This window comes from Phenylobacterium sp. LjRoot219 (assembly GCF_964252995.1).
Classification (GTDB): Bacteria; Pseudomonadota; Alphaproteobacteria; order Caulobacterales; family Caulobacteraceae; genus Phenylobacterium.
Genome location: NZ_CAXUQI020000002.1, coordinates 1,307,804 through 1,326,667 on the forward strand (window position 1 = coordinate 1,307,804; position 18,864 = coordinate 1,326,667).

General features: G+C 65.6%; 19 protein-coding genes and 2 pseudogenes. 8 read left to right on the top strand and 13 right to left on the bottom strand.

The window, feature by feature from the left end; genetic code table 11:
• Window position 1 precedes the first annotated feature (1 nt).
• The 7 genes from ACSQ14_RS24075 to ACSQ14_RS24105 form a co-directional block, all read right to left on the bottom strand.
• Window positions 2–235 (bottom strand): EexN family lipoprotein, encoded by a 234-nt coding sequence (locus tag ACSQ14_RS24075; RefSeq protein ID WP_436017301.1) that lies wholly within the window; start codon window positions 233–235, stop codon window positions 2–4.
• Entirely contained in the window at window positions 232–951 is a 720-nt protein-coding gene (locus tag ACSQ14_RS24080) for a type IV secretion system protein (RefSeq protein ID WP_436017303.1), read from the bottom strand. The genes ACSQ14_RS24075 and ACSQ14_RS24080 overlap by 4 nt, the downstream gene beginning before the upstream one ends.
• Window positions 948–3,341, bottom strand: coding sequence for a VirB4 family type IV secretion/conjugal transfer ATPase (locus ACSQ14_RS24085; protein ID WP_436017305.1), 2,394 nt, complete (start codon window positions 3,339–3,341; stop codon window positions 948–950). Before ACSQ14_RS24085 ends, ACSQ14_RS24080 begins: the two co-directional genes overlap by 4 nt.
• Window positions 3,334–3,666: a type IV secretion system protein VirB3 gene (locus tag ACSQ14_RS24090; RefSeq protein WP_436017307.1), complete on the bottom strand. Its 333-nt coding sequence runs from the start codon at window positions 3,664–3,666 to the stop codon at window positions 3,334–3,336. The genes ACSQ14_RS24085 and ACSQ14_RS24090 overlap by 8 nt, the downstream gene beginning before the upstream one ends.
• A gap of 27 nt (window positions 3,667–3,693) precedes the next feature.
• Window positions 3,694–4,017, bottom strand: coding sequence for a TrbC/VirB2 family protein (locus tag ACSQ14_RS24095; protein WP_436017309.1), 324 nt, complete (start codon window positions 4,015–4,017; stop codon window positions 3,694–3,696).
• Window positions 4,018–4,031: 14 nt separating this feature from the next.
• Window positions 4,032–4,658, bottom strand: a complete 627-nt coding sequence (locus ACSQ14_RS24100) for a lytic transglycosylase domain-containing protein (protein ID WP_436017612.1) — start codon at window positions 4,656–4,658, stop codon at window positions 4,032–4,034.
• Between the two features lie 204 nt (window positions 4,659–4,862).
• The gene (locus ACSQ14_RS24105) at window positions 4,863–5,612 is read right to left on the bottom strand and encodes a helix-turn-helix transcriptional regulator (protein ID WP_436017311.1); all 750 of its coding nucleotides are present in this window, start codon (window positions 5,610–5,612) and stop codon (window positions 4,863–4,865) included.
• 344 nt (window positions 5,613–5,956) lie between these two features.
• Between ACSQ14_RS24105 and ACSQ14_RS24110 the strand changes: the two genes are divergently transcribed.
• Both ACSQ14_RS24110 and ACSQ14_RS24115 read left to right on the top strand, forming a co-directional pair.
• Window positions 5,957–7,132: an acetyl-CoA C-acetyltransferase gene (locus ACSQ14_RS24110; RefSeq protein ID WP_436017313.1), complete on the top strand. Its 1,176-nt coding sequence runs from the start codon at window positions 5,957–5,959 to the stop codon at window positions 7,130–7,132.
• A gap of 43 nt (window positions 7,133–7,175) precedes the next feature.
• Window positions 7,176–7,901: a beta-ketoacyl-ACP reductase gene (locus ACSQ14_RS24115; protein WP_436017315.1), complete on the top strand. Its 726-nt coding sequence runs from the start codon at window positions 7,176–7,178 to the stop codon at window positions 7,899–7,901.
• 149 nt (window positions 7,902–8,050) lie between these two features.
• Here the strand turns inward: ACSQ14_RS24115 and ACSQ14_RS24120 are convergent, their stop codons facing one another.
• The 4 genes from ACSQ14_RS24120 to ACSQ14_RS24135 form a co-directional block, all read right to left on the bottom strand.
• Window positions 8,051–8,230, bottom strand: a complete 180-nt coding sequence (locus ACSQ14_RS24120) for a hypothetical protein (protein WP_436017317.1) — start codon at window positions 8,228–8,230, stop codon at window positions 8,051–8,053.
• Between the two features lie 96 nt (window positions 8,231–8,326).
• Window positions 8,327–8,740 (bottom strand): phasin family protein, encoded by a 414-nt coding sequence (locus ACSQ14_RS24125; RefSeq protein ID WP_436017319.1) that lies wholly within the window; start codon window positions 8,738–8,740, stop codon window positions 8,327–8,329.
• 1,379 nt (window positions 8,741–10,119) lie between these two features.
• Window positions 10,120–10,815: a response regulator transcription factor CtrA gene (gene ctrA, locus ACSQ14_RS24130; protein WP_436017321.1), complete on the bottom strand. Its 696-nt coding sequence runs from the start codon at window positions 10,813–10,815 to the stop codon at window positions 10,120–10,122.
• Between the two features lie 284 nt (window positions 10,816–11,099).
• Window positions 11,100–11,648: a thermonuclease family protein gene (locus ACSQ14_RS24135; RefSeq protein WP_436017323.1), complete on the bottom strand. Its 549-nt coding sequence runs from the start codon at window positions 11,646–11,648 to the stop codon at window positions 11,100–11,102.
• A gap of 481 nt (window positions 11,649–12,129) precedes the next feature.
• Between ACSQ14_RS24135 and ACSQ14_RS24140 the strand changes: the two are divergent.
• Both ACSQ14_RS24140 and ACSQ14_RS24145 read left to right on the top strand, forming a co-directional pair.
• Window positions 12,130–12,366: pseudogene (locus ACSQ14_RS24140) on the top strand (response regulator); the annotation flags it as partial.
• Between the two features lie 32 nt (window positions 12,367–12,398).
• A complete protein-coding gene (locus tag ACSQ14_RS24145) occupies window positions 12,399–12,728 on the top strand; it encodes a response regulator transcription factor (protein ID WP_436017325.1) in 330 nt (109 codons plus the stop codon).
• 58 nt (window positions 12,729–12,786) lie between these two features.
• Here the strand turns inward: ACSQ14_RS24145 and ACSQ14_RS24150 are convergent, their stop codons facing one another.
• Window positions 12,787–13,659, bottom strand: a complete 873-nt coding sequence (locus ACSQ14_RS24150; protein WP_436017327.1) for a hypothetical protein — start codon at window positions 13,657–13,659, stop codon at window positions 12,787–12,789.
• A 313-nt stretch (window positions 13,660–13,972) separates the two neighbouring features.
• On the opposite strand from ACSQ14_RS24150, the pseudogene ACSQ14_RS24155 reads away from it, so the two are divergent.
• The 4 genes and pseudogenes from ACSQ14_RS24155 to ACSQ14_RS24170 all read left to right on the top strand — a co-directional run.
• Window positions 13,973–14,377, top strand: a pseudogene (locus ACSQ14_RS24155) (helicase-related protein); the annotation flags it as partial.
• A gap of 346 nt (window positions 14,378–14,723) precedes the next feature.
• Window positions 14,724–15,062 carry a TRCF domain-containing protein gene (locus tag ACSQ14_RS24160; RefSeq protein WP_436017329.1) on the top strand — a complete coding sequence of 113 codons (339 nt, stop codon included), beginning with the start codon at window positions 14,724–14,726 and terminating at the stop codon, window positions 15,060–15,062.
• Between the two features lie 148 nt (window positions 15,063–15,210).
• Complete coding sequence (locus ACSQ14_RS24165) at window positions 15,211–16,245, top strand: PAS domain-containing protein (RefSeq protein ID WP_436017331.1); 1,035 nt, start codon at window positions 15,211–15,213, stop codon at window positions 16,243–16,245.
• Between the two features lie 531 nt (window positions 16,246–16,776).
• Window positions 16,777–18,162 (top strand): PAS domain S-box protein, encoded by a 1,386-nt coding sequence (locus tag ACSQ14_RS24170; protein WP_436017333.1) that lies wholly within the window; start codon window positions 16,777–16,779, stop codon window positions 18,160–18,162.
• A 123-nt stretch (window positions 18,163–18,285) separates the two neighbouring features.
• Here the strand turns inward: ACSQ14_RS24170 and ACSQ14_RS24175 are convergent, their stop codons facing one another.
• Window positions 18,286–18,792, bottom strand: coding sequence for a response regulator (locus ACSQ14_RS24175; RefSeq protein WP_436017335.1), 507 nt, complete (start codon window positions 18,790–18,792; stop codon window positions 18,286–18,288).
• Between the last annotated feature and the right edge of the window lie 72 nt (window positions 18,793–18,864).

Below are 18,864 nucleotides of genomic sequence, written 5' to 3' on the forward strand. Positions count from 1 at the left end.
CCTACTCGAATCCGCTCTTGTAAAGGGCGAGGCGTGCGTCGCTCCGCAATTTTGCATCTGCCGTTTGCGCGTTCGTACACTCTTCGCCACCGTGGAGCCCGGATCTGCAGGCAGAAACAATCTTGGCGATCTCGCCGGGATGCGCCTCGAAGTAGGATGCTGAGCGAGGCTCAGGACTGCACGAGGCAAGCAACGCAAAGCTCGCTGTAAGCGCTGCGGTATGGGTGCCCTTCATTGAAATCCCTGCCTGTAAAGCTGAAGCCGTTCTTGGCTTGCGCGCATGACTTCTTCTCGGTCCCGCTGAGCTTGCGCCCGCTCCTGCGCCTGCTGCACCATGGCCATGCCCTGCAGGCGCATCTGGTCGTTCTGGATGAGGGCGTTTTCCGCCGCGATGCGGGCCTGGATGTCGAACACCGCGCGCGCGTCCGTGGCGGTGTCCAGGGACTGGCGAAGCTCTTCGAGACCCTGGAGCCGCTGAGCTCCGACGGCGCTGACGCTCTCGCCAAGCGCCATGTCGCGGGCGATACGGTCGCCTGATCGCTCGAGCGCCTCGGTGGCGTAGCCGTCGGTTGGCGAGTGGGCTGGGGTGTAGATCCGCTCCGCGGCGCGGATCTGGCGGGCACGGTCGCCCATGGCGCCAAGGCCGCCGAAGTCGCGGCTCTGATCCGCAGCCATGAACCTGGTGATGTCGGGGAGGAACTGCCGCAGTTGCGGCGTGCTCAGCTGAGCGGCGATCGCGTTGACGTTCGAATTGGTGTTGAGGCTGTCGGTCAGCCGCTGGCCCTGCTGGACTTGCCTCTTGAGTTGATCCAGCTGCCCGAGTGCGGTTTCGGCCTGTTGGAGGAGCTTTGCGTAGGAGCTCGCGTCGTAGACGGCGAGCTGGGCGTGCGCGGGGGCCGCATCGGTGAGCAGGGCCAACGTTGCAGCGAGGACGATGGGGCGGGCTTTCATGGGAGCCTCGGACGTTCTTCGAGGAAGGCGGGCATCCAGGCGGCGGGGTCGTCGCCGTGTCGGGCGCGAAGGCGATCCAGAAGTTCGACGGTCTCAGTGCGGCCGGAGAGCACGGCGAGCTGGTCGTCGAGCCCATCGAGATTGAGCTCGACGACGACGGAGTTCTGGCCCTGCTTGACCAGGAAGCGTCGGCTCTCCGGCGAGAGCTCCTCCCGGATGAGCCGGAACTCTTCGCGCGTGAGGCCGAACCCCTCGACGTATTCGCGCGCCGCGTCATTGGGATTGGGCAGGAAGATCTTCGTCGCGCACATCTCCACGATCGTGTGGGAGATGTCGGACCTCAGGACGTCGGCCGGGCTCTGGGTGCCGAACACCATGAAGGCGTTCTGCTTGCGGTAGGTCTTGAGGCCGTCCTGGGCAAGGCCGCGGAAAGCCTCGTCCCCAAGGGCCTTCCAGAACTCGTCGATGTCGACCACCAGCCGGCGGCCGTCGACCAGCCCCTGCAGGCGATGGAACAGGTACATCACCAGCGGCGTGCGGATCTCCGGGTTGTCCAGAAACTGGGTCATGTCGAACCCGACGAAGCGGGCGTCGAGGCTCAGGGCGTCGATATCGTTGTCCAGCGCCCAGCCGAGCGGGCCGCCGCGACACCACTTCTCAAGGCGCGCGCCGACGCCGCCGGCATCCCGCTGCCCCAGAAGCGCCCGGAGCGCGGAGAACGAGCGCTGCGCCAGGGGCATCGGCTCAAGGGCTTCCAGGCCCTCTTCGATCAGGCGCTCCTCCTGGACCGAGAGAACCCCTCCGGGTGGCGTGACCATCTTCTTCACCAGCTGAGCCAGGAAGACCTTGCTGGCGGGGGTGAGCTCGAGCGACTTCAGCGGCGCGCAGCCGGTGGACTCGCCATTGCGCAGGACCAGGTAGGTTCCGCCGCAGGCGCGCACGAAGATCTCGGCCCCGCGATCCTTGTCGATGAAGACCTGCTGCGCCCCGAACTTCTCCAGCTGCGCGAGCATGAAGTTCTGGACGACTGTCTTGCCTGAACCCGACGGCCCGCAGATGAAGGTGTGGCCGAGGTCGCCGACATGGAAGTTGAAGTAGAAGGGCGAGCCGGCCGATGTTCGAAGCAGGGCGACCGCCTCGCCCCAGAAGTTTCCGCTCGGCCGACCCGAGGGGTAGGTGTGGAAGGGGGCCAGTGCCGCGAAGTTGCGCGAGTTGATGGCTGCAGGCCGTGCCCGCCGCGCGAAGTTGCCCGGGAACTGCGCCCAGAACGCCGCCTCGAGCGCCAGATCCTCCCGGGCGGCGACCAGGCCTGAATCCGCCAGCGTGGCGCGCGCCTTCGACAGGTTGTCTGCCAATTCCCGCGGATCGGCGCCGAAGACGAGGAGCGAGGCCTGGTGGTCCCCCATGACGAACCGGTTGCTGACCAGATCGTCGAGGGCAGCGCTGAGCCCGTCGATCTGCGAGGCGGCGCGATCGCGGGCGCTCAGCATCTGGTTCTGTTTGCGCTCCATGATCGCCCGGGCGGACGCCTTGGAGAGGAAGGTGAAGGACTGCGAGGCGACGAAGCTGAACCGGGCCCTGAGCAGGTCGTCCCACATGCCCGGGCGCGTGGTCGCCGGGTATTCCTTCACCCCCAGCACGCCGGCGAACCGCTCGTCGCCGGCGTCACGGATCTCGAGAGCCTCGCGGCCGAAGATGATCCTTGCGTTGTAGAGCGCCGCGCCGAGGTGTCCTCGTACGAGCGGGGTGCGCTCGGGCCGGCCGGTGAGGATGAGCCGCAGCATCTCCATGGGCTCGGAGAAGATGAGGCCGTCGCGCTCATAGAGCGACAGCGGCCGCGGACCGTATCGGGAGAGATGCTGCTCCAGATCGCGGCCGGCGTCGTCTAGGGCGCGGATCGCTTCTGGATCCACATCCGCGTGCCCTGCCGGGCTCCTTCGCATCCGCGCGACGAGGGCCGCGGCCCGATCCGACGCATCGCAACCGGGGTGGAGCACCAGGGTGACGAAGAGCTCGTTCACGTACAGGCGCTGCGCCGTCACCCGTGCGCGATAGGCCGCGTCCAGGTCGCGCGCGAAGTGGGAGCGGAAGGTCCCGGTCGGATAGCGATCGTCTTCGCGCCGGACAATGTGGTGCCAGATGGCGAGATGGTCGGAGGCGATGTTGCGCCAGGCGCCGTTGAGCTTGGCGTGCCAGTCGTTGAGATCCTGGATGTCCGCCGTCTCGAAGCTGGCGCCCTCGAGGCGGAAGCTCAGCATCAGGGCCCCGGTGTCGAGGGCGACGACCCGATCGGTGACGTGGCGCGCGTAGGGCAGGTAGGGGCGCACGTCGGGCTCGCGGCGGATCGCCGTCCGAGCGCCTCGTCCCGGAGCGTCGAGCGACCTAAGCAAGGGCGACGTCCTTGAGGTTGAAGCGGCGGCGCAGCGGAAGGGGCGTGCACGAGCTGCCGCCCCAGAGTCGGACGTTCCGTGCGCGTCCCTTGGTCTCCACAAAGGCGAAAAGCAGCCGGAAGGCGTTGTGGTCGTTCTTGCAGATCGCGCAGAAGACCAGGTGCAGGACCGGGGCGATCAACAGGTAGAGGAGGTCGCCGGCGGCCAGGAAGACGATCCCGGTGAGGATGATATTCACGGCCATCGCCTCGATCGGCACGCCGGCGACCGTCGCCGGCCGCGTGCAGGCCAGGAACAGCGTGTCTTCGACGAGCCGATCGTCCATGGCGAGCATCCTCCCCGTCCCGCGCGATCAGACGCTGCCGCCGCCGCCGGTGATCATGCTGACGATCTGCACGGCCCCGAAGATCAGGATGATGCCGATGATCACGACGCCGGCCCGGCGCAGATCCATCTGGCCGAACATCCAGGCGATCCCGACCAGCACCACGGCGATCACCGCGAGCAGTCGGGCGACGTTGCCGGTCAGCAGGTCGACCACGTTTTGCAGGAACCCTTCGATGTTGCCGCCGACGCCGCCTACCGACTGGGCGAAGGCCGGGTGGCATAGGGCCGCCGAGAAGATGGCGGCGAGGGCGAGGGTTCCGCTGGTGCGCAGGAGCGCATTACTGGTCATGACGATCTCCTGGATTATGGGCGTTGATGTCCGGGGGCCGAACTCGCCCTGGCGGGTGATGAGAAGACCATCGCGGGGCTGGCCCGCCGGTGGCCAAAGACGTCCCACGACGGCGTTTCCGGGGCGTGGGCGGTGGCGTCCATCAGCTCGTGTCCGGCCGAGTTCGGCGAGGTTCCTGAAGCCTGCAGGGCCGGAACGACATAGTCGGCCGCCTTGGCGACCTTGCCGACATAGCCATTATGGAAGCCGCGGGTCTTGCTGCCCGTGTTGTACATCGACAGGGCGCGCCGGAGCGCCGCCTGCGGCGGTTGGTCTGCAGCCGCCGTCTTGTAGTTGGCGACAAGCACCTTGGACGCCGCTTCGAGGTTGCGACACGGATCGAACGCGTCTTCCAGCGTAAGCCCCAGCCACTCCAGGTTCCGGCTGTTGATCTGGGCCAGGCCGAGGTCGACGCTGGCGCCCGAGGCGATGAGGTCAGCCGCTTGCCGTACGGTGTCTGACTTGCTCGACGGGCGAATGGAGCGGGGCGAGCGGCCGTTGACGCCGATCGCCAGGGGATCGAACCGGCTTTCAACCTTGGCGACCGACAGCAGGGTTTCCGGTGCGACCGCGGGCGCGCAGTCCTGCGCAAGAACGAGCATCGCCGCCAATGTCAGCGACATGCGTCAGCCCTCGACGCGTGGATGAAACCAACAACTTCCTGCGCGAGAGGATCTCGCCGCGCGGGGTTGTTGGTGCGTGAGTTTCTGAGGACTGATCATTGACGCGGAAACGTCTTTGAAGTTGATGCCGAGGGCAGATTCACACGTTCGCGCTCAGGTGGTCCATACTGTAGATCTACAGTATCAGGCGGGGAGGACCCCTTCCGCTTGAGCCCGGGACATTGCTTGCGCCCGGGTTCGCACGCCGAGCCTTTCGCAGGCGGCCGCGAGATAGGCGTCCACGGTTCGTGCAGAGAGGTTGAGGATCTTGCCGATCTCCGCGGAAGTCTTGCCGGCGCGCACCCACTTGAGACACTCGAGTTGCCGGCGTGACAGCGCAGGGGCGCCGCGGCCGGACGTCCGCCGCGGGTGGCTCCGCAGTAATCGCCGGGTCTGCAGTCCGTAGTGAACGGCGAGAAGGTGCGCGGCGGTGCGCAGGCACGGCGTGCGATCGAGCTCTTCCGTCGTCGTGAAGACGACGGAGCTGAGGGCCCCGTCGATATGGTGCTGCGGCACGAACAGGCTGTCGCGCACGCCGAAGGAGCGCGCTTCCTCGGCGATCTGCGCGTCCAGGCGCGTCAGGCCGCCGCGTCGCTTTGCGAGCTCTGACCGGAAAAACGGCTCGGTGCTGGCGGCGATCTCCGCGATGGCGGCGTCACACTTGGCGTAGTCGCATACGTTGTAGTGCTGCTCCCAGGCGCGGTGCGCTTCGCCGTGCAGGATTCTGACGCGGCGTTGCTCGCCGCCGCCGAGGACATCGACGGCGACGAAGTGCCGAAAGCCGAGCCGCTCGATGGCCGGGGCCAAGGCTGAGTTCAGGTGCTCTAATGTCTGAGCTTTCTGCGCTTCGATGGCGGCCTCGAAGGCCCCATTCGCCAGCTCGCGGTTGAACATCACGTCGCACGCTCCATGCTCCGCATGCGCCGGCGTCTGCTCCCCTGACAGCCCGGCTAACGATCCAGCCCGTGCTCATGGATGCCGATTTGCGAGCGGGTTGCAAGAAAAATGCCCGTCTGGGTTGTGGTTCGTGGCGACGCTAGGAATGCGCGGGGGCCATCAGGCCTACGACAACCCCAGTTCATCGCTCGCACTGACAAGATCAGGCGCCTCGCGCCGCTCGCCGGCTGGGCGTGCGAAGTCGACACTGTCTTCCGATGGACAGACACACCGGTGTGATCTGCGGTTTCTTGTCGCATGCGGGAGCTGCTGAAGGCGTCCTGCGCTGCAGGAGCTGCCACATGACCGACGTCGTCATCGTATCCGCTGCCCGAACTCCGGTCGGATCCTTCAACGGAGCCCTTTCCAGCCTCCCTGCGCACGAGCTCGGCGCGGTGGCGATCAAGGCGGCGGTGGAGCGGGCCGGCATCTCCGCCGCCGAGGTCGAGGAGGTGATCCTGGGCCAGGTGCTGCAGGCCGGCGCCGGCCAGGGTCCGGCCCGCCAGGCGGCGGTGAAGGCCGGCGTGCCGATCACCTCGCCGGGCTGGTCGCTGAACCAGCTCTGCGGCTCGGGCCTGCGCGCCGTGGCGCTGGGCGCCCAGCAGATCCAGGACGGCTCGTCGAAGATCGTCGTCGCCGGCGGTCAGGAGAGCATGAGCCAGTCGCCGCACGCCGCCCAGCTGCGCAACGGCGTCAAGATGGGCGACTTCGGCATGGTCGACACCATGATCAAGGACGGTCTGTGGGACGCCTTCCACGGCTATCACATGGGCCAGACCGCCGAGAACATCGCCGCCCGCTGGCAGATCACCCGCGAGGACCAGGACGGCTTCGCCGTCAGCTCGCAGAACCGCGCCGAGACCGCCCAGAAGGCCGGCCGGTTCGCCGACGAGATCGCGCCGGTGGTCATCAAGACCCGCAAGGGCGACGTGGTGGTCGACCAGGACGAGTACATCCGCCATGGGGTGACGCTGGCGAGCATCGCCGGTCTGAAGCCGGCCTTCACCACGGATGGCTCGGTCACCGCCGGCAACGCCTCGGGCCTCAACGACGGCGCGGCGGCCCTCGTGCTGATGAGCGCCAGGGACGCCGACGCGCGGGGATTGAAGCCGATCGCCCGCATCGCCTCCTGGGCGCACGCCGGCGTCGACCCGGAGGTCATGGGCACCGGGCCGATCCCGGCCAGCCGCAAGGCGCTGGAGCGGGCCGGTTGGTCGGTCGCCGACATCGACCTGATCGAGTCCAATGAAGCCTTCGCCGCCCAGGCGCTCTGCGTCGTGCGCGAGCTTGGGCTCGACCCGGCGAAGGTGAACGTCAACGGCGGCGCCATCGCCATCGGCCACCCGATCGGCGCCTCGGGCGCGCGGATCCTGACCACCCTGCTGCACGAGATGAGGCGGTCGGCCGCGGACAAGGGGCTCGCGACCCTGTGCGTCGGCGGCGGCATGGGCGTCGCACTTTGCGTCGAGCGGATCTGACGCTGCGCTGCTTTCAGGCGCCAGTTTTAACGGAGAAGATTTGATGGTGAGAGTGGCTTTCGTCACAGGTGGAACTCGCGGCATCGGCTTGGCCATTACCGAGCGGCTGAAGGCCGACGGCTTCAAGGTGGCCGCCGGCTACTCCGGGAACGAGAAGGCCGCCGACGCGTGCGCCAATACGCTCGGGGTGATGGTGGTGAAGGGCAATGTTGGCGTCTTCGACGACTGCAAACGCGCGGTCGAGCAGGTCGAGGCGCAGCTAGGTCCCATCGACGTGCTGGTCAACAACGCCGGGATCACCCGCGACGGGGTGTTCCACAAGATGACCCCGGAGCAATGGGGCGAGGTGATCCGGGTGAACATGGACAGCGTCTACAACATGACGCGCGAGGTGATCGAAGGCATGCGCGAGCGCGGCTGGGGTCGGATCGTCAACATCTCGTCGATCAACGGCCAGAAGGGCCAGATCGGCCAGACCAACTATTCCGCCGCGAAGGCCGGCATGATCGGCTTCACCAAGGCCCTGGCGCTGGAAAACGCCAAGAAGGGCGTGACGGTGAACGCCATCGCTCCCGGCTACATCGACACCGAAATGGTTCAGGCTGTCCCGGAAAACGTGCTGCAGAGCATCATCGACCAGATCCCCGTTGGTCGGCTCGGGCGTGGCGATGAGATCGCCGACGTTGTCTCTTATCTTGCGGGCGAACGCGCGGGCTATGTGACTGGGGCCACGTTGAGCCTTAACGGAGGTCAGTACCTGGCCGCTTGATCGTGCAGGCCCGACCGGTTCAGACCCGGTCGGGCCGCATAACCGGGGCGATCGGGGCCGATCGCTCCGCGATCTCTAGTACGTCAGCACTGGTCGTTGGACAGGCGCACCGGTCGCGCTCTGCAGGCTAGTAGCTGCGCCTCCAGCGCTCACGTGTCGCCCAGCTCGTCATCGCTCAGGAAGGTTCGCGGCGGGCGTAGAATAGCCGCGCGTCGGCGCAGCGTGGCCGCCTGATCGAGCAGGCGATCCTTGTCCGCGCGATAGCTGACGAGGTCCGCGAGCCGTTCGGCGGCCTCGGCCTGATGAATGAGTTCGTCGTGGTTGAGCATCGCTTGCTCCTGAGAACCGTCTAGCCAGGAAGATTCAGCCGCGTGAGGCGGAGGTTGTCGCAACCTCCGCCATTCGCGTTGCCCGGGGGTGTCGGCCTACGCGGGTTTGTCGGCGCGCTCTGTCAGCGGTTTGAGGCTTGCCTCGAAGGCCGCGATCATCAGCCCGCCCAGCGCGGTCACGTCCGCGGTGTAGGCGTCCAGGGCCTTACGCGCGAACTGCGCCTGAAGTTCGAAGGCCTCTTGAGGCGTCTTCACGCTGGCGAAAGCGGTTGTCGCAGCGATCTGGCCCTGGATGGCGCGAGCGCTGGCCGAGGCCAGATGAGCGCGGGTCGTCTCTGCGCTGGAGAGCGCGGCCGTGAATGAGGCGGAGATCGCCTCCAGGCCCTTCATCTGTGCTGCGTCGCCTCCACCCAGCGACGACATGGCGTGATTCATTCCGGCGGCGAGCGCCGTCAGCGGCTCCGCCCAGGCGGCGGCGGTCTGTTTTGCGGTCAAGGAATCTTCCTTCATCTAGGGAGTTGCAAACGGAACCCTGAGGTCAGGCGCGCACCAGGACGTACGAGCCCGGGGCGTCCTCGACGTAGCGAAGGTGGCCGGTTCGGCGATGGAGCGCGGCGCCGTGTCCAGCAGGCTCGGCCAAAGCTGAAGCGAGCGGGTCCAAGGCGGGCTGGCTCGCCTGCTTGGCTGCTGATCAGCGCCTCCGTCGCGATGACGGATGCTACGTCGCGTCGCGTGCGTGACGCCGGCCTCGCGCGCGCGCGCTCGATGCGAACCTCACCTGATGCATCGAGCGGGGTGGCGGCTAGCGCGGCCTCGGCCATTGTGAGTCTCGCATGTTGCGCCGCACAATGAATAACGAGCTTTGGCGTGAGGTCTGTCCAATGCAAGACAGACCGATGTTCTGTGGACGCGCAGCCGACTGTGTGATGGCTCCGTGGCCTGCCGACGAAGGGCGGGCTCGGTCTGGCTTGGGGCCGCGCCAATGTGCTGGTGCTAGGCCGTGAAGCCGTTTGGCGGCTCCGCCAAAACACGGAACTCGGGCATTCCGAGTTCACTTTGTGAGGGCTAGCTCAGACGGCAAACGGACGCGGAAATCATGCGCTTCATACTGGGTGCTGTAGGCTTAGGACTCCTCGGCATTGGCCTCTATGGGCTCGCAGCGCCGAAGCGCGGGGCGCGAAGTGAGATCAAGCCCGAAGTTGGAGACCTTCGCGCGCCGAGCGCTCCCGACTTTGAAGCCCGGTTAGCCGCGGTGGAGCCGCCCGGAGCCACTATGCTAAGTGGCGGAGAGTTCAGAGCCGCTCTGGAGGCTCTCCTGCAAGCCGCCCGTGAGCGAGGCGAGTCATTCGTCGACGTTTCAAGCGGGCAGCTCCATCGACTCGTGGGCGGTTATCCCGGTCCCAACCACAGGATGCCCACCTGCTGCAGCGTCATGCGCGGCATGCTCAAAAAGGGGGACTTAGTTCTGAATGAGCCGAGGCGCGGGGCTGGGGCGCGTCTCTTGCTGAGGTACCACTTGGCGCCACCTCCATAGGCCGCGCGTAGGGTCGGCTGTTTCCCGTCGGGCGTGCTGAAACCCGTAAACCCACACCGCGCCACGATCGACGGCCGCACCGAACCTCCCCCTCGATTGACCGCCGGATGCGGACATCCTCCCAAGATGTCTGGCGTACACGTGGCGAGCACAGTCCGGTGACAAGCCGCTCGTCTGAGGAGCACACGCCGGGCGCCGTTTCTGAGCTACCGGTTCTCATCGACCTCGGCGGGCTGTTAGGCCGGGGTCACGCCTGACGGCTCAGAGATCGGGACGCAGAACCGGACGGTCTCCGCGCCGACAGGACGATGTCGTCCTCGATCACGAGGTCCAGCTGAAGCTGAAGCGCCGCGGCTCAGGCCGCGACTTCGGCCGCGTGCGGGTCGCGCAGCACATAGCCGCGGCCCCAGACGGTTTCGATGTGGTGCATGCCGTCGGCGGCGGTCGCCAGCTTCTTGCGCAGCTTGCAGATGAAGACGTCGATGATCTTCAGCTCGGGCTCGTCGATGCCGCCGTAGAGATGGTTGAGGAACATCTCCTTGGTCAGCGTGGTGCCCTTCCGCAGGGAGAGCAGCTCGAGCATCTGGTATTCCTTGCCGGTCAGATGCACGCGGATGCCGTTCACCTCGACGGTCTTGGCGTCCAGGTTGACGACGATGTCCCCGGTGCGGATAACCGATTGCGCGTGGCCCTTCGAGCGGCGAACCACGGCGTGGATGCGGGCGACCAGCTCGTCCTTGTGGAACGGCTTGGTCATGTAGTCGTCGGCGCCGCCGGAGAAAGTCTTCACCTTCGTCTCGATCTCGGCCGTGCCCGACAGGATCACGATCGGCGTATTGATCTTACTGACGCGCAGCGTGCGCAGCACGTCCATGCCGCTCATGTCAGGAAGGTTCAGATCCAGCAGGATCAGGTCGTAGTCGTAGATCTTGCCCAGATCGACGCCTTCTTCACCCAGATCCGTGGTGTAGACGTTAAAACCCTCGGACTTAAGCATCAGTTCGATGCTCTGCGCCGTCGCGCTGTCGTCCTCGATCAAGAGTACGCGCATCAGCCTTCCTAATCCGTGGGCCTCGCCCGGATTTCGGCAGAGGTTGACCGCTTAGCGTTGGCTGAAGTTGCTTTCGCACTGGTTAATGAACATCCGGCCCCGACAAATGACCACGGCTTGATTTTTGGCTAGGGCGACGTCCGAGCGCGCTCGGCAGGCATAAGGCCGGTTCGACACCGCTCAATCGCAGGCTCCAGAATTGTGCCGTCACACTACGCTAAGGGTCGTTAGCGCTGGCCAGATCGCCTCCCGGAAGCGGAAAGGCCCCAAGTCAGCCGACTCGGTCACCGACCTCGGTATGGCTCGCACGCGATCCCGTCGGCGTCGCCGTCGAGGTTCGGGTTGTAGCCGGGTTCCCCTCGGTGCATCGGCGCGGCTCCAGCCGCCCGCGCGTCGCGGCAGGAATAGAACTTAGCGCCGCCGGCGCGCCTCGCTGACGGCTGGGCCGGCGCTGGCCACGCGTTCGTCGTTGAGCGTCCCACCGGCTTGAACGGCGCTTCGGACACCTCAAGCCCCCGGCCGCCCTCAGCGATACCCGCCCTTCTGAGGCTCTCACCAACGGGCCGGCCATCAATCGAACACCGGGCGGCGATCCGGTCATATGTCCGCCTGTCGGCGAGGCAGGACACTTTTTTGCCCAGCGCGACGCGCTCCAGAGCCGCCTTGGCGGCTGGGCCGCCGACGTCGCTAGACTCCGGCGCAAAGAAATCCGCCAGGCGCACCTCCACCCAGTTGCTGTGTCCCGGCCCGACGGCGACGCAGAGGCCGTCGCCGTCGATCACATGGACCACAGGCCCCGAAAAGGTCGCGTCGGGATGAAGATAGGCCGGCATGGGGCCCTGGTCAGGAATGGCCGTGCAAGGGTCAGCCATGGCGACAAGCGGAAAGAGCGCGAACGCCGCGCCGGTGAGGAGCGCGCGCACAGACTAGACGGCCGACACAGTGAGAATGGCCAAGCTGGCGACTAGTGAAATTGGACGCGGCACTCTCACCCCGGGACTACTGTTTCGCAGAAGCTCGCAAAGTGGAGCTAACACGCCCTTACCGGGGGACCTCAAGCGTGAATGCCTTGCTGTTCAGCTTGATCCGCCGCGCGGCGCGCCGGCAGGGTGGGCGTCGAGCCGTCCGCCTCGGTCACGAGGCACGAGAACCGCATCGGGCTCCCCAGGATCGATTGTTGAGCTACCGCCGTTACTTTGGAATCTTGTCCATCATTTGCCAATCTAGGGTTAAGTCGTTACGGCGCCAGCTCAGTCAAACTCGCCCCAACTTCGGGGAGTGGATTGACATGTTCGCGTCCCAGTCGCCGACGATCATTCCATCGTGCGGATGGCGACACGAGGTCTTCTCGAAGGTATGGGGTTGCAGGTCTGCGGTGAAGCGGGCGACGGGGAAGCAGCCCTCGCACTAGCGATGACGGAAACGCCTGACGTCGCCGTCCTCGACATTTCCATGCCTCGCCTAAGCGGATTGGGCGTAGCGCGGCGTCTGCGCGAGGCGCGCGCTGGCGTGAAGGTGCTTCTGTACTCCCTGTGTGAGGACGAGGACACCGTCGCGGCCTCGCCGCAGGTGTCCGGGGCTATGTGCTTAAGAGCGAAGGCGCGCAGGAACTCAAAGAGGCGGTGCTCGCGGTCGGCGGCAATCGCACCTACTTTTCGCCCTCCATATCCGAAATGCTGCTTGCTCAGGCGACGAGCCGCCTGGGTGTTAGCCGGTTCACGCCCCGAGAACTTCAGGTTGCGCAAATGGTGGCCGACGGGTGTTCGAACAAAGAGATCGCCCGTCGGATATGCGTCAGCCTGAAAACGGTGGAGAGCCACCGGTGCTCGGTGATGCAGAAGGCCAATTGCCACTCAGCCGCCGAACTGGTGCGGTTCGCGTTCAAGCACAGGCTGATCCAGGGCGATGACTGATCCGCGTCTCAGCGTTAGGCCTGATGATTCGCGGAGCCTCGTCGGCTCCTAAACTCATTCAGCTTTTCGCGACGTCCGCGGCGTGCTTGGCCCTGGCTACCCTCCAGGTCAACGAAGGTGGAGCGGCGCTATCGCGATGACGACCGCCAATGCAGGCCGCCTGCCAAGCCGCCGCCGCGCCCGCCATCAAGGATGCAGCTGTCACGAAGGCCAGGATAACAGCAGCGCGGCGAGCCGCGGCGATTTTGTCCCGTATGGACGTGATTGACTGATTGACCCGCGCCTGCGCTGCCTCCGGCGGCACGCGGGCGGTGGCTACAACTAGTCCAATCAGTTGGGCGCGATCATTGGCGCTGAAATTGGGCTCTCTCGTCGCGGCCACCAGCAATCGACCGGCCTCCTCCCGCACCTCGAGAGGCGCTACGACAGGACCTTGGTTGGATCGGAAAAGCCGATCCACTTCATACGCCATTGGAACAGGCGCTCCGGGGGGCAGGTCTCTGTCTCCGGCCGCGCCGGTAGCAGCACCTGCGAGCAACGCCGTAGCGGCGACGCCGCTAAGAATTGCTCCGAACGTAACCGCGACCGCCCATGCGATGAGCCCGTGCGCGCCGTCGCGGAACTCGACTTCGTCAGTATGGGTGACATGCCATGTTGAACGCATACGGCCAGCGACATAGCCGCCGGCGGACATAGAGCCGACGGCGATCACCAACATCCAGATGCCGGACAATCCTCCCAGAAGCACCGTAGGGGTTCGCCATGAAGGCGTCAGAGGCGTCACGGCCAGGCCGATTGCCGATCCGAATGACAAAAGCACAAGCGAAACGGCCGCGGCGATCAACCCGCCAGCGAATATGCCTCCCCACTGCACGTAGGAAAGTCCGGCCGCGCTCGCATCGCTTTCTCGCGAGAGCTCGTTCAGAGACATTGTGGGCGCCCGCTCAACGTAGGCCAAAGAAGGACAGTATGAAGAGAACGATGACGATGAGACCCACAAGATAGATGATACTGTTCATGCGCCTTCTCCCGCGCCGAACCCGCGATTTCTTCGCGTGAGCGACCGCTCAACGGGGTTTGGCCACAATGGTTCCGCCCCGACATTCGCGCGACGCGCAGCGCGCCGGTAGGCGATGCAAAGGCCGCTTCTCCCAGGAGCTGACGCTTTCGCCAGCCACTCACCCCGAGGCGACGACGGAGCCGTTGGGGCGCGCTGCCGCTTCCCGCGGACCCTGCAACTGGCGATGGTCGGGGTGGAGGACGTGAGCGTGATCGCCACGCCGCCGGCCCGGCGGCGGCCGATCCGCACCTTCGTGGCGCCTTGGGATGCAGCGACTGTTCGCACCGCCTTACTGCGCGAGCGGCGCCGCGGGGGCCAGAGCTTCGTCGTGGTTCCGCGCATCGAGGAGATCGAATCCATCCAGGCGGAGCTCTCCCGGCTCGCGCCTGAGCTCGCCACCCTCGTCTCGCACGGCGAACTGCCATCGGAGGAAGTCGACGAGGTGATGGTGGGGTTCGCCTCGGGCAATGGCGACGTGCTGCTGGCCACCAACATCATCGAGAGCGGCCTCGACGTACCTCGCGCGAACACCATGCTCGTCTGGCGCGCCGACCTCTTCGGTCTGGCGCAGCTTCATCGGCTGCGAGGTCGGGTCGGTCGCGGGCGCACGCAGGGAGTCGCCTATCTGCTGCACGACCGCGACCAGGATCTGCCGGAAGCCACCCGCGCGCGGCTCTCGACCCTCGAAGCGTTCGACCGCCTAGGCTCGGGCTTGGCGATCAGCGCCCGGGACCTGGAGTTGCGCGGCGCCGGCGACCTGATCGGCGACGAGCAGGCCGGACATGTGAAGCTGATCGGGACCGCGCTTTATCAGAAGCTGCTGACCCGGGCGGTGCTCGAGGCGAAGGGCGAGGGCGGTGAACCCGACCTGAAGCCCGAAATCGCGGTCGGGCTGACCGGCGCCGTCCCCGGAAAGCTACGTCCCCGACGCGACGATGCGTATCAACCTCTACGCGCGCTTGGCGCGGATTACCGAGTTCGAAGAGGCGGAGCGCTTCGCAGAGGAATTGGAAGACCGCTTCGGACCGCCGCCGGAAGAGTGCGCCGGGCTGCTCGCCCTCGTGCGGCTTCAGGCGTTGGCGCGCGCGGCCGGCGTGGCGCGGGTGGACGCCGGGCCCAAGGGAATTGCGCTCACGCCGATCGCCGATGCGCCGGCGACACTTCCTGACGGGCTTGAAGTTTCAGGCGGACGACTGGTGCTACGAACTCCGGCTGAGGATGTCAGCGCCCGGATCGATGAGGTCCGGGCGCTCCTGGAAGCCCTGAGCGCCTGAGCAAGGTGGGCACCCGCTCCGGTCCCGTCCCCCGGTGGAATGGACCGTGCGCCACATCGCACGAAATTCGGACAAGGCGCCTCTATTCCCTTGAACCTCGCTCTGCCGCCCGCGTTGAACGCGGGCCAAGCTACCGTAGGGCGATGAATTGTCTGGAAAACAAAAGCTTTCGCCGATACTTCATGGAGATGAACCCGCCGCTGTGGCGGCACAAGCGCTAAAGGATCGGAGCGCTCTGGCGGCGATTGCAGTCGAACGCACCCGCATGCCGATGCTAATTGCAGATGCTCGGCACCACGATAATCCTATTGTCTTAGCCAACGCCGCGTTTATTCGTCTTAGCGGTTATTCCGCCGAAGAGGTGATCGGTCGAAATTGCCGATTTCTGCAAGGTCCAGGCACTTCGCCCGCTGCGGTCGCCGAAATCCGCTCGGCTGTTCAAGCCGCGCACGAGGCGAGCGTCGAGATCCTCAATTATCGGAAAGATGGTTCTGCCTTTTGGAACCAGCTACACATCAGCCCTATCCACGACGACGAGGGACAGCTTCTATACTTCTTCGCCTCCCAAGTAGACGTAACGGAGCTTCGCAGAGTGCAGAGCCTGGAGGCGTCGGAGCATCGCCTTCTGCGGGAAGTGGATCATCGCGCGCTCAACGTCTTGGCGATCGTCAACGGGATTGTCCGCCTGTCGCGTTCTGACGATCCTGCGCTCTATGCCGCATCCGTACAGGACCGGGTTCGGGCCCTGGCGCGGGCCCATCACCTGCTCGCTGAACAGCATTGGGAAGCGATCTCGCTCGCGGCGATCATCCAACAGCAGATCGTGCCTTATGCGGCTGGCCGAGTGGAAGTTGTGGGCCCGGACGTCAGTGTCGAAGCTCGGATCGTTCAACCCCTGGCGCTTGTGTTGCACGAACTCGCCGTGAACGCGGCGGTCCATGGAGCCCTGTCGCGGCCGCAGGGAAGGGTTCAAGTCTGTTGGGAGGACGCAGCCCTCCATCATGATGTGAAGCTCCTTTGGATCGAACGGGACGGTCCTGCGCCGGCTCTTGAGCGTCGGGCCGGGTTTGGATCCACGATCATCAAGGGCATGGTCGAGAAGCAGCTCAGGGGCCGGGCAGAGTGGGACTGGTCGCCGGAAGGGCTAAGTTTCTCGATGTCCGTTCCGAGGCGTTCTTCCTAGCCAATCGCGTTGCGGCTTCAGTCTTATGTGCCCAAGCTGAACCCGGACGGCGCGACCGAGCGTGTCGGGTAAGCGGCGCCGCCAGCCAGGGTCCCTTCAGACATCCTCCACGTGTGGAAGCGCTGCTACGAGCGCCTCGCCATGGGACTGGCGGCGACAGGCGTCGAGGTGCGCGACATCGCCCTTCTTCCGAGAACGCGCCGGCGCCCCAAATGGCGCTGGCGCCACAGGGCGGGTGCGGCATCAGGGTGCTGTGAGTCTCGGCTGAAAATGCGCGAACCGCCCGCCTATTGAGCCAGGGAAGAGGCATCGGCTGATGCGAAATTGGGGAAACCATTAAAGGGCCAACTCCGCTTCTGTGGGGGCAGGCGGCCTTGGAATTGAATAAGTTGAGCTCTGAATGGTGGTAGTTGAGCTATTATGGCTCCATGCTGCAGCAAGGTGCCGTTCCACCATCCGTGACGCGTCATGTCTGATTACCTTCGGGGCGCCCCCTCCGGATCAGTCATAACCTCAGCAGCGCGGCGCACGTTGGGCGAGCCGCGGGGCGCAGACGATTATTTCCGGACAATTCTGGATGAGCTTCCGGCCGCCATCTACACCACCGATGCGGCCGGCCGGATCATTTATTACAACGAGGCTGCGGCCGAGCTGTGGGGCGTGCGTCCCGAACTCGGCAAGAGCGAGTGGTGCGGCTCGTGGAAGCTCTTCTGGCCGAACGGCGATCCGCTGCCGCATGGCGATTGCCCAATGGCGCTCGCCATCAAGCAAAAGCGACCCATTCGCGGCGTCGAAGCCGTTGCCGAGCGCCCGGATGGCGTGCGGGTGCCGTTCATCCCGTATCCGACGCCGCTATTCGCGAGCTCCGGCGCCCTCATCGGGGCCGTGAACATGCTGGTCGACATCACCGACCGCAAACGCGCCGAGGAGCTTACGCAAAGGATGGCTGCGATCGTGGCCTCTTCCGACGACGCTATCATCAGCAAGGACCTCGACGGCGTCATCAGGAGCTGGAACGAGGGCGCGGAGCGCCTCTTTGGCTACACGGCGGCCGAAGCCATTGGCCAGCCGATGACCATGCTCATTCCGGAGGAACGGCAGAACGAGGAGCCCACGATCCTTGCGCGCATCCGGGCGGGTGAGCGGATCGACCATTACGAGACGGTCCGGCAGCGCAAGGACGGAAGCTTCATTGAAATTTCCATCACCGTGTCGCCGGTGAGGAACCAGGCGGGGGAAATCGTCGGCGCCTCCAAGATCGCTCGCGACATCACGGAGCGGCTGCGGGCGCAGGAACGGCAGAACCTTCTCCTGCAGGAGATGGATCACCGGATCAAAAACTTGTTCACGCTCGCCAGCGGCGTTGTCAGCCTGAGCGCCAGGTCGGCCACCTCGGCGGAGCAACTGGCGAGGGATGTTCGCGAACGTCTCGGCGCGCTCGCGCGGGCTCATGCGCTTACCCTGACGAAGCCGGCCGGCCCCGAGGTCCGTTCCGAGCAACCGACAACGCTTCACGCGCTGATCAGGACTATTGTCTCGCCCTACGGCAGCGACGCCGACCAGGTCGGTGGCAGGCTCATCATCGCGGGCCCGGACATCACACTGTCTGGCGGAGTCGTGACGAGCTTTGCCTTGCTGTTGCATGAGTTCGCGACCAACGCGGCCAAGTATGGCGCCCTATCGGTGCCCGAGGGCCATCTGAGCATCCTCTGCTCGAATGACGACCAGGCGTTCCACATGAGCTGGGAGGAGCGCGGCGGTCCCCGCATCGACCGCCGGGACGATGGCGAGGGGTTCGGCAGCCTGCTCGCGCGGTCCGCCGTCCAAGGCCAGCTCGGCGGGTCAATCGCGCAGGATTGGAAACCCGAGGGTCTGGCAATTCATCTGTCTGTCGCTCGCGAACGTTTGGGGACGTAGGCCGGAGCGTGAACTGGCGTTCGCCCCAAGCCGCAGGACCGCCAAGAGCGACCTGGTGAACGCCTATGCACTGAACGTCCGCTCCCGCAAGGCATCGGCGTCCGCCGATCAGCAGGTTATGGATCATCGTGCAGACGCGCATGGGGCCCTCGGACGATTTGCTGATGTAGGCGAGAATGCCTCGCGTCCATCCAGGCGAGTGGTGCGGTAGGGCTCTGCCGCGATCCTGCTTGGCCGGACCTCGACCGGCCGGCTGGCCCGCGCGATCTGCTTGCTTGAGCAGGCCTCGGCCATCAGCTGCGCCACCTGGAGTTCCCATTGTTCTAGGGGAGCAGGCGCGCGGGCGCTCCAGGGCGCTAACAGAAGTTCGGTCACGCAAGCTGAAAAGTAGGTGCGGCCCGCCCCCAGCGCTGAGATCGCGGGTTCCAAAACGTCGGCGGCGTCAGACTTGAGAACAAAGCCGCGCGCTCCTGCCGCCAGCCCGGCGTTGATGCTTTCGTCGTCATCGTGTGCGGTGAACATGAGCACGCTTGTCTGCGGGCGCTGCCTCCTGAGCTGCCGCGTGACGGCGATGCCGTTGAGAAGTGGAAGACCGACCTCCAAGACGACGACGTGGGGCGCGTCGATCATGGCTGCTTCAAGTCCCCAACCCCGTCATCAGCTTCGCCGCAGAAAGGAAAGGGTCGCCCATTCGGGTGCGTT